The 13,263-nt window shown below is 70.7% G+C and carries 13 protein-coding genes; 1 reads left to right on the forward strand and 12 read right to left on the reverse strand.

Going from position 1 to position 13,263, the window contains the following annotated elements; all coding sequences use genetic code 11:
• Positions 1–17: 17 nt before the first annotated feature.
• From ACZ43H_RS18350 to ACZ43H_RS18385, 8 genes are all read right to left on the reverse strand, one after another.
• Positions 18–191, reverse strand: a complete 174-nt coding sequence (locus ACZ43H_RS18350; protein WP_464585295.1) for a hypothetical protein — start codon at positions 189–191, stop codon at positions 18–20.
• Positions 192–264: 73 nt separating this feature from the next.
• Positions 265–1,647, reverse strand: coding sequence for an NAD(P)(+) transhydrogenase (Re/Si-specific) subunit beta (locus ACZ43H_RS18355; RefSeq protein WP_464585297.1), 1,383 nt, complete (start codon positions 1,645–1,647; stop codon positions 265–267).
• Positions 1,644–1,958: an NAD(P) transhydrogenase subunit alpha part 2 gene (locus ACZ43H_RS18360; RefSeq protein ID WP_464585299.1), complete on the reverse strand. Its 315-nt coding sequence runs from the start codon at positions 1,956–1,958 to the stop codon at positions 1,644–1,646. The genes ACZ43H_RS18355 and ACZ43H_RS18360 overlap by 4 nt, the downstream gene beginning before the upstream one ends.
• A complete protein-coding gene (locus ACZ43H_RS18365) occupies positions 1,955–3,100 on the reverse strand; it encodes an NAD(P) transhydrogenase subunit alpha (protein WP_464585301.1) in 1,146 nt (381 codons plus the stop codon). The genes ACZ43H_RS18360 and ACZ43H_RS18365 overlap by 4 nt, the downstream gene beginning before the upstream one ends.
• 160 nt (positions 3,101–3,260) lie before the next feature.
• Positions 3,261–3,821: an RNA 2',3'-cyclic phosphodiesterase gene (gene thpR, locus ACZ43H_RS18370; protein ID WP_464590866.1), complete on the reverse strand. Its 561-nt coding sequence runs from the start codon at positions 3,819–3,821 to the stop codon at positions 3,261–3,263.
• Positions 3,822–3,843: 22 nt separating this feature from the next.
• Positions 3,844–4,743 (reverse strand): sugar ABC transporter permease, encoded by a 900-nt coding sequence (locus ACZ43H_RS18375; protein ID WP_464585303.1) that lies wholly within the window; start codon positions 4,741–4,743, stop codon positions 3,844–3,846.
• Positions 4,743–5,768 (reverse strand): carbohydrate ABC transporter permease, encoded by a 1,026-nt coding sequence (locus ACZ43H_RS18380; RefSeq protein WP_464585306.1) that lies wholly within the window; start codon positions 5,766–5,768, stop codon positions 4,743–4,745. Before ACZ43H_RS18380 ends, ACZ43H_RS18375 begins: the two co-directional genes overlap by 1 nt.
• Positions 5,769–5,882: 114 nt before the next feature.
• Positions 5,883–7,193 (reverse strand): extracellular solute-binding protein, encoded by a 1,311-nt coding sequence (locus ACZ43H_RS18385; protein ID WP_464585308.1) that lies wholly within the window; start codon positions 7,191–7,193, stop codon positions 5,883–5,885.
• A gap of 107 nt (positions 7,194–7,300) precedes the next feature.
• Here ACZ43H_RS18385 and ACZ43H_RS18390 point away from each other — a divergent pair, with 107 nt between their 5' ends.
• A complete protein-coding gene (locus ACZ43H_RS18390) occupies positions 7,301–8,317 on the forward strand; it encodes a LacI family DNA-binding transcriptional regulator (RefSeq protein ID WP_464585309.1) in 1,017 nt (338 codons plus the stop codon).
• 27 nt (positions 8,318–8,344) lie between these two features.
• On the opposite strand, the gene ACZ43H_RS18395 is transcribed toward ACZ43H_RS18390, so the two are convergent.
• The 4 genes from ACZ43H_RS18395 to ACZ43H_RS18410 all read right to left on the reverse strand — a co-directional run bounded on the left by ACZ43H_RS18395 (position 8,345) and on the right by ACZ43H_RS18410 (position 13,201).
• Entirely contained in the window at positions 8,345–9,085 is a 741-nt protein-coding gene (locus ACZ43H_RS18395; protein ID WP_464585311.1) for a VIT1/CCC1 transporter family protein, read from the reverse strand.
• A 76-nt stretch (positions 9,086–9,161) separates the two neighbouring features.
• On the reverse strand, positions 9,162–10,307 hold the full coding sequence (locus tag ACZ43H_RS18400; protein ID WP_464585313.1) for an acyl-CoA dehydrogenase family protein: 1,146 nt from the start codon (positions 10,305–10,307) through the stop codon (positions 9,162–9,164).
• Positions 10,308–10,376: 69 nt separating this feature from the next.
• Positions 10,377–11,693, reverse strand: a complete 1,317-nt coding sequence (locus tag ACZ43H_RS18405; RefSeq protein WP_464585314.1) for a serpin family protein — start codon at positions 11,691–11,693, stop codon at positions 10,377–10,379.
• A gap of 41 nt (positions 11,694–11,734) precedes the next feature.
• Complete coding sequence (locus tag ACZ43H_RS18410; RefSeq protein WP_464585316.1) at positions 11,735–13,201, reverse strand: MDR family MFS transporter; 1,467 nt, start codon at positions 13,199–13,201, stop codon at positions 11,735–11,737.
• Positions 13,202–13,263 lie beyond the last annotated feature (62 nt).

The raw sequence follows: 13,263 nt of genomic DNA on the forward strand, positions 1-13,263 counted from the left end.
CTGAGAAGTGCGGCCGCTCAGCCCGGAAAGATCCGGACCGTGCCGGTCGCCACGAGGACCAGCAGCACCAGGACCAGTACGCCGAGCACGGCGTAGGTCCACTCCTTGCTGACCCGGCTCTCGTCGGACTCGGGGGCGTCGTAGCGGTGACCGTCGGGGCGCGCGAAGCGGTCCTCGTCCTCTTCTGGCATGACCGTCCAACGAGGCTCCCGGTGTTTGGTCACCGGGAGCCGCGTCACACTCGCCCGCCTCGAGAGGGCGGCCTCAGAGCGCCTTGACCGCGTTGAGGAGCTTGCCGAGCGACTCCTTGGCGTCGCCGAAGAGCAGCGTGGTCTTGGGGTCGAAGAGCAGCTCGTTCTCGATGCCCGCGAAGCCGGGGCGCATCGAGCGCTTCATGAACACGATCTGCTTGGCCTCGTCGGCGTTCAGGATCGGCATGCCGTAGATCGGGGCGCCCGGGGTGGTCTTCGCGGCGGGGTTGACCACGTCGTTGGCGCCCACGACGAGCACCACGTCGGTGTTCTTGAACTCCCCGTTGATGTGGTCCATCTCGACCAGCTGCTCGTAGGGCACCTGGGCCTCGGCGAGGAGCACGTTCATGTGCCCGGGCATCCGGCCCGCGACCGGGTGGATGGCGTAGTCGACCTTGGTGCCGCGCTCGCCGAGCACGTCGACCAGCTCGCGCAGCGTGTGCTGGGCCTGGGCGACCGCGAGGCCGTAGCCGGGCACGATGATCACGCGGTCGGCGTACCCCAGCAGGATCGCCACGTCCTCGGGCCCGGCGGAGCGGACCGGACGGTCGCTGGCCTCGCCGGCGCCCAGCGTGGAGCCGCCCTTGAGCGCTCCGAAGAGGATGTTCGACACCGAGCGGCCCATCGCGCCGGCCATCAGCAGGGTCAGGAAGGTTCCGGACGCTCCGACCAGGGTGCCGGCCACCAGCAGCACCACGTTGGACAGCACGTAGCCGCCCGCGGCCACCGTCAGGCCGGTGAACGCGTTGAGCAGCGAGATCACGATCGGCACGTCCGCGCCACCGACCGGCAGCACGAGGAGTACGCCGATCAGCAGGCCGAGCAGCGCCAGCACGATGCCGATCCACATGGCCGGCGAGGTCACGGTCGCCACGCCCAGGGCCAGGGTGGCCAGCAGCGCGACGCCGAACACCACGGGCAGCCCGGGGAACACCACCGGGCGCGATGTCATCAGTTCCTGCAGCTTGGCGAAGGTGATGATCGAGCCGGCGAACGAGATGGACCCCACCGCGATCGTGAACGCGGTCGCGGCCAGGGTGAACCAGCCGACCCCGTCGACGTACGGGAGCATCTCGTGCAGCTCCAGCAGCGCGACCAGCGCGGCCGCGCCACCGCCGACACCGTTGAACAGCGCCACCATCTGCGGCATCTGGGTCATCTGGACCCGCTGCGCGCCGATGACGCCGCCGGCGGTGCCGACCGCGATCGCGACCAGGATCAGCGGCACGTGCTCGAGGTCGAGGTAGAAGAACGGCACCGCGACCGCCACCACGGCGGCGACGGCCCCGATGATGTTGCCGGTCCGGGCGGTCTTGGGGCCCGAGAGGCCCTTGAGCGCGAGGATGAAGCACACCGCGCAGGCCAGGTAGGTCAGCTGGACCCAGGTCGGCGTCACGCGGCACCACCCTCCTGCTTGACCTTGGCGGGCTTCTTGCGCACGAACATCTGCAGCATCCGGTCGGTCACCACGAACCCGCCGACCATGTTCACCGCGGCGAGCACGATCGCGACCAGCCCGACGACGAGCGCCACGTCGTTGTCGGTGCTCCCGGTGACGATGACCGCCCCGAGCAGGATGATCCCGTGGATGGCGTTGGCGCCCGACATCAGCGGCGTGTGCAGCGTCGAGGAGACCTTCGAGATCACCTCGATGCCGACGAACACGCTCAGCACGAAGATCGTCAGCCAGACGACGGGCTCGCTCATGCGCTCTCTCCCTCGATCGCCGTACGGGTGGGTTCGTGCCTGATGGCGCCGTCGTGGGTGACGCACGAACCGGCGACGATCTCGTCGTCGAAGTCCGGCGCGAACCGCGCGCCGCCCTCCTCCTCGGAGGTCTCGGTCATCAGGGTGACGATGTTGACGATGTTCTGGGCGTAGAGCCGTGACGCCGGCCCCGGCATCTGCGAGGGCACGTTGCGGCCGCCCCAGACCTGCGCGTTGCCGATCCGGACCACCTCGCCGGGCACCGAGCCCTCGACGTTGCCGCCGGTCTCGGCGGCCAGGTCCACCACCACCGACCCGGGGCTCATCTGCTCGACCATCGACCGCGTCACCAGCATCGGCGCCTGGCGCCCCGGGACAGCGGCGGTGGTGATCAGCGCGTCGGCGGCGGCGATGTACGGCGTCAGCAGCTCGCGCTGCCGGGCCGCTCGGTCCTCGGTCATCTCCCGGGCGTAGCCGCCGGCACCCTCGAGCGTCTCCAGCTCCAGGTCGATCGCCTGCGCGCCCATCGACCGGATCTCCTCCGCGGCGGCCGCGCGGACGTCGTACGCCTTGACGACCGCGCCGAGCCGCTTCGCGGTGGCGATCGCCTGCAGCCCCGCGACGCCGGCGCCCAGCACCACGACGTCCGCGGGCGGGACCGTGCCGGCCGCGGTCATGTTCAGCGGGAAGAAGCGGCGCAGCATCCCGGCGGCCACGATCGCGCAGCGGTAGCCGGCGACCAGGGCCTGCGAGGAGAGCGCGTCCATCGACTGGGCGCGGCTGATGCGCGGCACCAGCTCCATCGCGAAGGACGTCACCCCGCAGTCGCGCAGGTCGGTGACCACCGCGCGCTCCTGCCCGGTCGGCAGGAAGGAGATCGTCGACGACCCCCGTGGCAGCCGCCGGATCACGTCGTTGCCGAGCGGTTGGACCGAGACCACGAGGTCCGCGCCCTCGATCGCGGCGGCGTCGACGCTCGCGCCCGCGGCGGCGTACTCCTCGTCCGCGATCAGCGCGTGCGCCCCTGCATCCGGCTCGACCGCCACGTCGTACCCCAGTCCGGTCAGCTTGCCGACCAGCTCGGGCACCATCGCGACCCGGGCCTCGCCGTCACGGGTCTCCCTGGCTACTGCGATCTTCACCCGTCGCAACCTAGGGCAGAAACCGCAGGGCGAACAGGCATCTCACGTTCTCGGCGTGGTGAGCGATCCCACGCCCCCACCGCTCCGAACGGATAGTCCGGCACGTTTTGAACGTCCATGGCGGGCCCGACGGCGCCGGAACCAGCAGGAACGTGCCGGACTATCGCGACAGCTCGAGCTCCTCGACCACCTCGTAGCGCGGTCGCCCGCGCGGGCCCTCGCCGAGGTGGGAGGCGACCAGGGTGATCCGGTCGACGGTCCAGGTCGGGCCCTCGTAGGCGTCGAGGAGGCGGACCCAGCTCGAGACCTCCTGCGGGCGGCCGAGGCGGGCCAGCGTGACGTGCGGGCGGAACCGCTTGCCGTCCACGGCGATCCCGGCTCGCGACGCGGCCGCCCGGGCGCCGGTCGCCATCCGGTCGAGCTCGGTGCGTCCCGCCTCGGTGAGGTCCAGCCCCGCCCAGACGACCCGGGCCCGGGCCGCGTTCGGGAAGGCGCCGCCGCCGGCGACCCGCGTCTCGAACGGTGTACGCCGGGCGGCGGCCCGGCCGAGCCGCTCGACCAGGTCGTCGACCCGGCGCTCCTCCACCTCGGCGAGGAAGGCGAGCGTCACGTGCAGCTGCTCGGCGCTGGCCCAGCGGAACTGCGCCGCGTCCCGCCGGGGCTCGAGGAACTCCTCGAGGTGCTCCACGACCTCGTCCGGCGGGACCAGCGCCACGAACATCCGCACGCGCCGACGCTAGCGCTCAGCCCTTGGTGCCGCCCGCCGTCAGCCCGGCGACCAGGTGCTTCTGGACGAAGAAGAACACCAGGCCTGCGGGGATGGTGATCAGCACCGCGCCTGCGGTCAGGCTCTCCCACTGGGGGTTGTAGCGGGGAACGAACTGCTGCAGCCCGGCGCCGAGGGTGAGGTTCTTGTCGGTCTGGATGAACGCGATCGCGTAGGCGACCTCGCCCCAGGCCGTGATGAAGGTGTAGAACGCCGTCACCGCGATGCCCGGGCGGGCCAGCGGGAGGATCACCCGCCAGAACGTCCCGAACGGGCCGAGCCCGTCCAGCGAGGCGGCCTCGTCGAGCTCCTTGGGGATGGTGTCGAAGTAGCCGCGCATCATCCACGCGCAGAACGGCACCGCGACCGTGCAGTAGGCGATGACCAGCGAGACCTTGGTGTCGATCAGGTTCAGGTTCGCCATGATCGTGTAGATCGGGACGATCAGGATCGCGACGGGGAACATCTGGGTGAGCAGGAAGACCCACATCAGCCCGCGCTTGCCCGGGAAGTTGAACCGGCTGAGCGCGTAGCCCGCGGTCGCCGACATCGAGATGCCGATGACCATCGTGAACACCGCGACGACGACGGAGTTCCAGAACCAGCGCGGGAAGCTCGTGTCGAGCAGCACGTGCTTGTAGTTGTCCAGCGACGGATGGTCGAACAGGTGGATCTCGGTGCTCTGGATCGCGTAGCCCGGCTTCAGCGAGCCGAGCAGCACCCAGACGACGGGGAAGAGCGCGATGAAGACCGCGACGAGAAGCGTGGCGTGCAGCCCGATGGAGGCGAGGGTCGAGCGTTCCCGCCTCGGCTTCGGGGGCCGGTCGACCGACAGGTCGGCGACGACCTCGCCGCCCGGAATCGTGGTGATCGCCATCAGAACACCTCTCCCTGCTTGCGCAGCGCCCGGCGGTAGACCGTGGCGTAGACCATGAGCATCGACAGGATCAGGACGCCGTACGTCGCGGCCAGCGAGTAGTTGCGCAGCCCCTCGAACGCTGCCCGGAACGCACCGGTCACCAGGATCTCGGTCTGGCCGGCGGGCTGTCCGCCGGTCACGAAGTAGATGATCGGGAACATGTTGAAGGTCCAGATCGTGCCCAGCAGGATCACGGTCGAGCTCACCGGACGCAGGCCCGGGAGCGTGATGTTGCGGAACTGCTGCCAGGGCGAGGCTCCGTCGATCGAGGCGGCCTCGTAGAGGTCCTGGTTGATCGACTGCAGGCCCCCGAGGAGGGCGACCATCATGAACGGCACACCCAGCCAGACGTTGGCGACGATCGCGGTGAACATCGCGGTCCAGCGGTGGTTGAACCAGTCGACGCCGTCCATGCCCAGGTTCTCGAGCATGGAGTTGACCAGGCCGAACTTGGGGTTGAACAGGAAGCGCCAGGCGAACGCGCTCACGAACGCCGGCACCGCCCAGGGCACGATGAGCAGCACCCGGTAGAGACTTCGACCGCGGAAGTTGCGGTTGAGCAGGACGGCGAGGCCGAGCCCGATCGTGAAGTGGAAGAAGACGCAGCTCACGGTCCACACGAGCGTGTTGGAGAACTGCAGCCAGAAGTGGCCGCGCTCACCGCTCAGGACGTCGACGTAGTTCTTGAGACCGACGAACTGCGCCTTGTCGGGGTTGGGCTCGCACTCGGTGCCCCCGCCGAGCGTCTTGGTGCAGATCGTGTCCTGCTTGTTGCCCTCGTTGAGGTCGGTGAAGGACTGGTAGATCCCCTGGACCAGGGGGGCCAGCACCAGGACGCCGAGCACGACGACGGTGGGCAGCACCATCGCCCAGGCGTACCAGTGCCGGTCGAAGCTGCGGCGCAGCCGGCCGGGGGCCCGGCCGGGGCGGCGGGTGTCGGGCTCAGAGGGAGCCGGCGCGGGGCTGACGTCGGTCGCGGACATCGGTCCTCCAGGGGACTGCTGGGTGAGACGAGCAGGGCGCAGGCTACGCCGGCGCCGGGGCGCCGTCCGCGGAGCCCGGCCGGCTGGCTGGGCTCCGCGGACGGCGGTGGTGGATCACTCCGCGGCGTAGTCCGGGACGACGTCGCTCTTGTACTGCTTGGCGGTCTCGTCGAGGGCCGACTTCGGGTCCTCGCCCTGGACCATGACCTTGGTGGCCATCTCATCGAGCGGGCCGAAGAACAGGCCGCCCTCGGGGATCCACGGACGGGCCTTGGCCACGTCGAGCGCGGACTTCCAGGCGGTGACCTTCTCGTTGTCGGAGACCAGGTCGTAGGCGTCGGAGTTGCCCGGCAGCAGGCCGAGCTGGTCGGCGACGAACGCCTCGGACTCAGGCGAGCTCATGAACTTCACGAACGCGATCGCGGCGTCGGCCTTGGCCTCGTCCATGCCGGAGTAGATCACGTAGTTGTGGCCACCCACGGGGGCGCCGGCCGCGGCCGAGCCCGCGGGAACCGGGGCGATGCCGAGGTTCTCGAACCCACCGAACTTCGGGTCGGAGGAGATGTTCGCGACCTCCCAGGGACCGTTGATGATCATGCCGACCTTGCCGGCCTTGAACAGGGTCATCATGGTGCCGTAGGAGTCGTTGGCGTCCGGCTTGGCCGCCACGCCGCTCTTGACCATGTCCTGGGCGATCTTGATGCCCGCGACGTTCTCGTCGCTGTTGACGACGATCTTCTGCGCGTCGGTGTCGACCAGGTCGCCGCCCTCGCCGTACATGAACGGGAGCATGAAGTAGCCGGCCGCGTTGAGGTAGATGCCGTCGACGCCGGCCTTCTCCTTCAGCAGCTTGGCGTCAGCGGTGACCTCGTCCCACGTCGTGGGAGCGGACTCGATGCCGGCCTTGGCGAAGAGCTTCTTGTTGTACATCAGGCCGAGGGTGTCGGTGACCTGCGGGACGCCGTAGGTCTTGCCGTCGTACTGGTCGCTGGAGAGCGGGGTCTCCAGGAAGTTGTTGTCCTCGAGGAGCGCGGTGCCGTCGAGCGCGTAGAGGTAGCCCAGCGACGCGAACTCGGGCACCCAGGCGACCTCGGCCCGCAGGATGTCGGGAGCGCCGGAACCGGACTCGGCAGCGGTCTTGAACTTGTTCTGCGCGTCCGCGAACGGCACCGACTGGTAGTTGATCTTGACGTTCGGGTAGGTCTCGTTGAACTTCTTGATCAGCTGCTTGAACGCCGGGGCCTCGTTCGTCGGGTCCGAGGTGTCCCACCAGGTCAGCTCGGCCTTGAGGCTGGCCGGGTCGACGCTGCTCTCCGACGAGGACTTGGGCGTCTCGGCCGAGCTCTTGCTGTCCGAGCCGCCGCAGGCGGTCAGGGCCAGGGCGAGCGCGGCGACGCCGGCGAGTGCAGGCATGGTGCGGCGCATGTTGCTCCTTGAAGGTTCTCTGTGATGCGGGCCACGGGAGGCTAGCAAGAATCTTGCAAGAATTGAAAGCCCTTGCACAATGCGTGACGATCGCGTTACATACGCCCGTGGCAACCCTGGCCGACATCGCCGCCGAGGCGGGCGTGAGCGAAGCGACCGTGAGCCGTGTCCTCAACGACAAGCCGGGCGTGAGCGACGGCGCACGGCAGTCGGTGCTGGTCGCGCTCGACCTGCTCGGCTACGAGCGACCGGCCCGGCTGCGCCGCCGCAGCGCCGGCCTGGTGGGCGTGGTGGTGCCCGAGCTGGAGAACCCGATCTTCCCGGCCTTCGCGCAGGTCATCGACGACGCCCTCTCGAGCCGGCGGTACACCCCCGTGCTCTGCACCCAGTCGCCCGGTGGCATCTCCGAGGACGAGTACGTCGAGTCGCTGCTCGACCACGGCGTCGCCGGCATCATCTTCGTGTCCGGCCGCCACGCCGACCGGGCTGCGGACCAGGAGCGCTACCGCGCGCTGATCGCCCGCGGGCTGCCGGTCGTGTTCGTCAACGGCTTCGCTCCCGGGCTCGAGGCTCCGTTCCTCTCGACCGACGACCACGAGGCGATGACGCTCGCGGTCTCCCACCTCGTGCAGCTCGGCCACACCCGGATCGGGCTGGCCACCGGACCGAACCGCTACGTGCCCGCCCTGCGCAAGCGCGAGGGGTTCGTGGCCGCGCTCGGGCGCTCGCTGGGCCTCGCCCCCGAGGAGGCCGAGGGCTGGATCGTGGAGGCGCTCTACACGCTCGAGGGCGGCGCCGCCGCGACCCGCGACCTCCTGGAGCGGGGGGCCACCGCGGTGGTGTGCGGCTCGGACCCGATGGCGCTCGGCGCGGTCCGCGCGGTCCGGGAGGCGGGTCTCGAGGTGCCCCACGACGTCTCGGTGATCGGCTTCGACGACTCCCGGCTGACCCAGTTCTTCGACCCGCCGCTCACGACCGTGCGCCAGCCCGTGCAGACGATGGGCCTCGCCGCCGTGGCGGCACTCGCGGACGCCATCGAGGGCGAGCCGAGCCCCCCGCACGAGTACCTCTTCCGCCCCGAGCTGGTCCTGCGCTCCTCCACCGGCCCCGCGCCCACTCGTTGAGCTGGGCCCAGCTCAACGAGAAGGGGGTCAGCCGATCTGGGTGCCGAGCGCCGCGCCGATCACGTAGGTGACGGCCATGGCGAAGAGGCCACCGCCCACGTTGCGGTAGACCGCGCGGCGGGTGGGGCCGTAGCCGAACTTCGCGCTGGCCCACCCGGTGACGGCGAGGGCGATGACGACCGCGACCACCGTGACCGGGACCCGGAGGCCGGCGGTGAACAGCACGATCGTGAGCAGCGGCAGCAGCGCTCCGACGGTGAACGCCAGCATCGAGGCCCACGCGGCGTGCCACGGGTTGGTCAGGTCGTCGGGGTCGATGTTGAGCTCGGCCTCGGCGTGGGCGCGCAGCGCGTCGTGCTCGGTGAGCTCCTGGGCGACCCGGAGCGCCAGCTCCTCGCTGAGCCCCTTGTCCCGGTAGATCCCGGCCAGCTCGGCCAGCTCCTCCTCGGGCTCCTCGACCAGCTCACGGCGCTCCTTCTCGAGCAGGGCGTGCTCGGAGTCGCGCTGCGTGCTGACCGAGACGTACTCCCCCGCCGCCATGCTCAGGGCGCCGGCGGCGAGCCCGGCGACGCCCGCGACCAGGATCGCGGTCCGGTCGCTGGTGGCGCCGGCGACACCGACCACGAGGCCGGCGGTCGACACGATGCCGTCGTTGGCGCCGAGCACCCCGGCCCGCAGCCAGTTCAGGCGGTTGCTGATCCCGCTGGTGTGCGGCTCGTCCTCGTGCGGTCCCACGGGTACGTCGACATCGCTGGCGTCGGTGCTCATGCCCGAATCGTCATCGTCCGGGGGCGGTTGCTGCAAGGAAGGCAAGGCTGCACTCACCCCGTCGTCGGCCGGGCCATCACAGGCCGAGGTCGCGACCGATGAGCATCTTCATGATCTCGTTCGAGCCGGCCCAGATCTTGGTGACCCGGGCGTCGCGCCAGGCGCGGGCCACGCGGTACTCGTTCATGTAGCCGTAGCCGCCGTGCAGCTGCACGCAGTGGTCGAGCACGTCGTTCTGCACCTGCGAGGTCCACCACTTGGCCTTCGCGGCGTCGACCGGCGTGAGCTCCTGGCGGGTGTGCTTCATGATGCACTGGTCGACGTACGCCTGGGTGACCTCGACCTGGGTGACCAGCTCGGCCAGCAGGAACTGGTTGTGCTGGAAGTTGCCGATCGGCTGGCCGAAGGCCTTTCGGTCCTTGGCGTACTGGATCGTCTCCTCGAGGATCTGCGCGGCGTGGGCGAGGTTGGTGATCGCCGAGCCGAGCCGCTCCTGGGGCAGGAACTGCATCATCGAGATGAAGCCGGTGTCGAGCTCGCCGATCAGGTCGTCGTTGCTGACCCGCACGTCCTCGAACGCCAGCTCCGCGGTGTCGGACTCGTCCTGGCCGACCTTGTCGAGCACCCGGCCGACCGAGAAGCCCGGCAGCGAGGTGTCGACGCCGAAGAGGGAGATGCCCTTGGCCTTCTTCTCCGGCGAGGTGCGCGCGGCGACCACGACCAGGTCGGCGCTGCCGCCGTTGGTGATGAACGTCTTCGAGCCGTTGATGACCCAGTCGTCGCCGTCGCGGACGGCGGTGGTCTTCAGGTTGGCCAGGTCCGAGCCGCCGCCGGGCTCGGTCATGCCGATGCCGGTGAGCAGCTCGCCGCTGCAGAAGCTCGGCAGCCAGCGCTTCTTCTGCTCCTCGGTGGTGAGGTGCACGAGGTACGGCGCCACGATGTCGGCGTGGATCCCGACGCAGCTCGGGAGGGTCATGTTGACCTTGGCGAGCTCCTCGGTGAGGACCGCGTTGAACCGGTAGTCGCCCGCCTCGGCGCCGCCGTACTCCTCGGGGATCTCGAGCCCGAGGAAACCCTGCTTGCCGGCCGCGGTCCAGAAGTCCCGGGTCAGCCCGTGGTTCTGCTCGTACTCGTCGAGGTGCGGGACGACCTCGCGGTCCAGGAACTCCTTGACGGAGGCCCGGAAGGCCTCGTGGTCCTCGTCGTAGATCTCACGCGTCATGACCCCGATCCTACTGTCGGGTAACCACGTGGCCCAGACCTTATGGCCGGTCTCACGCCGCCCGACCGGTCAGGACCGGGGGTCCTCGACGCGGCCGAGGAACAGCGGGGTGCCGTGCTGGACGTCGTGGACGACGAACAGGAACGGCCGGTTCACGTAGACCTCCTCGAGGGGGAGCTGGGCGGAGGTCGGGCCCACGACCACCGCGGTCGCGGCTGCCGCCTCCGTGCCGTGCTCGTCCACGGCCACGAAGGTCTCGTGCAGGACGGCGTCGACGTGCAGGCGCTCGTCCCGGGTCATCCCCGAGAGGTCCGCCCGGCGCGGGTCGAAGGCGCTCGGCATGCCCATCCGGGCCAGTACGTCGGTGAGCGGCGTGGTCGACCGGAACGTCCAGCGGGGCAGGCTGACCTGCAGCGGCCGCTGCTCGACGGAGGCGAGGATGCGCGGCAGGCGCCCGCCGGCGACCAGGTCGGCCACGGCCGCCATCCGGCCCCGGTCGGGCAGCACGATGGTCATCGCCAGCCCGCCGCCGGCGTACAGGAGCCGGACCGCCTGCCACCCGTCACCGCTACCCAGCGCGGCCGAGGACAGCGCGCCGGACATGGTCGGCACGCCGGCCACGGTGCCGTCGTCGAGCTCGAAAGCCCGGTCCCCGGTCTGGTCCTCGAAGAAGGGCTCGGCCCACGGGGCCTTGAGGTACAGGGTGTCGACCAGGACCAGCCGGGTGAGCCTGTCCACGGCGCCGGTCGGGAGGATCTCGGGGATCCGCTCGTGGGTCTGCTCGGAGGTCCACCCGTTGACCAGGTCCCGCGCCGCCTCGGGGTCGCGGGCGTAGTCGACGAGGCGCACGCCGGCGCCGAACCAGCGGGCGAGCGCGGCGAGGAAGTCGTCCTCCCAGCGGGTGCCGACCTGCGCGAACAGCTCGTTCGCCGCGGCGAGCTCGATCTCGGGCGGGTGCTCGCTGCCGTCGTCGACCGGACCGGCCAGCGCCTCGACCTGCTGGGTCAGCGCGTCCAGGCCCTCGTCCAGGCCGGCCACGTCATGGGCGGCCAGCACGTCGAGCATCTCGGTCGCCGTCCTCCCACGGGCACCGTTGGCGGTCATCGCCAGCGCGACGGCCACCGAGTACGGGCTGAACACGTGGTTGCCGGCACCGGTGGCGAGCTCGCCGAACAGGCCCGCGGCCAACGCGTGGACCGACCCGGCCGCCGCAGCCGCTGCCTCGGGGTCTCCCGGTGAGCGCCCGACGGGCGAGCGGGCCAGCTCGAGGCGGACCGGGCCCATCCGCGGCGGGACCGACGGCTCGCGGTGGTCGCAGGCCGCGAGCGGGACCAGGATGCCGAGCAGGGCGGCGAGCCGGAGGGTGTCGCGACGGTCGAGGTCCACGGCGGCTTGGACGCGTCAGCGTCCCGGAGGGTTCCAGGGGCTCAGCCGGTCGGCTCCTCCACCCGACGCGGCATCGCGATCCCGACGACGAGGAGCAGCAGCGCGAACACCGCGGAGGCGACGAACACCGCCTGGATCGCCGGGTCGAGGACCGAGCCGGGCAGCTGCTCGAGGTCGGGCACGCCGCCGGCGACCCGGGCCGCGACGACGCCGTTGGCGATGGCGCCGAAGGCCGCCACGCCCAGGGCGCTGCCGACCGAGCGGGCGAACATGTTCGCAGCGGTGGCGACGCCGCGGTGCTCCCACGTCACAGCCGACTGGGCGGCGACCACGGCCGGGCTGGCGACGTACCCGAAGCCGATGCCCATCACGAAGCACGGGGCGGCCAGGTGCAGCAGCGAGCTGTCCGGACCGACGGTGAGCAGCAGGGCGGCGCCCGCCACGGCGAACGCCGCGCCCATCAGGGTGGTCACCCGGAAGCCGACGGAGAGGTAGAAGCGGCCCGAGGTCGTGGCCGCGATCGGCCAGCCGATGGTCATGGCGGCCAGCGCCAGGCCCGCGGTGACCGCGTCGTGGTGGAGGACGGTCTGCGCGTAGAGGGGGACGTACGACGTCAGCCCCAGCATCAGCACGCCCACGACCAGCGACCCGGCCGAGGACGCGTTCAGCACCCGGTTGTGGAAGATCCACGGCGGGAGCACCGGCTCGGCCGCCCGACGCTCCACCACCGCGAAGGCGACCAGCAGCACGACCGCGGCCCCGAGGACGACGACGCTGGCCGGCGAGGTCCACGCCCAGCGCACCCCGCCCTCGAGGAGCCCGAGCAGCAGCAGGACGCCGCCGACCGTCAGCAGCGCCGACCCCAGGTAGTCGATGCGGTGTCGGCGCCGCTCGACGCGCTCGGAGAAGTGGCGCACGAGCATCCAGGCCGCGGCCAGGCCGATCGGCAGGTTGACGAAGAAGATCCAGCGCCAGGACAGGTAGTCGGAGAAGACGCCGCCGAGGGTCGGGCCCACCACCGACGAGATCGCCCACACGCTGGCGATGTAGCCCTGCACCTTGGCCCGCTCCGCCATCGAGTAGATGTCACCCACGATCGTCATGCCGATCGGCTGGACGGCGCCGGCGCCGAGGCCCTGGACCGCGCGGAACGCGATGAGCGACCCCATCCCCCAGGCGACCCCGCACAGCAGCGAACCCACGACGAAGAGCCCCACGCCGAGGAGCATCACCGGCTTGCGGCCGAACTGGTCCGCGACCTTGCCGTAGATCGGCACCGACACCGCCTGGGCCAGCAGGTAGACCGAGAACAGCCACGGGAACTGCGTGAAGCCGCCGAGGTCGCCGACGATCGCGGGAACAGCGGTGGCCAGGATCGTCGAGTCGATGGCGACCAGGCCGATGCTGAGCATGACCGCCAGCAGCACCGGTCCGCGCTCGCTGCGCAGCCCGACGCTCGCCCGGGAGATCTCGGGCGCGGGCGGGGTCGACGGTGGGGAGGAGCTCACGTGTGACCCGAACCCCACGAGGCCGGGGGTTCATTCCCCGGCCCTGCGGGTACAGGCTGTCC

Source organism: Nocardioides sp. DN36, assembly GCF_055380375.1.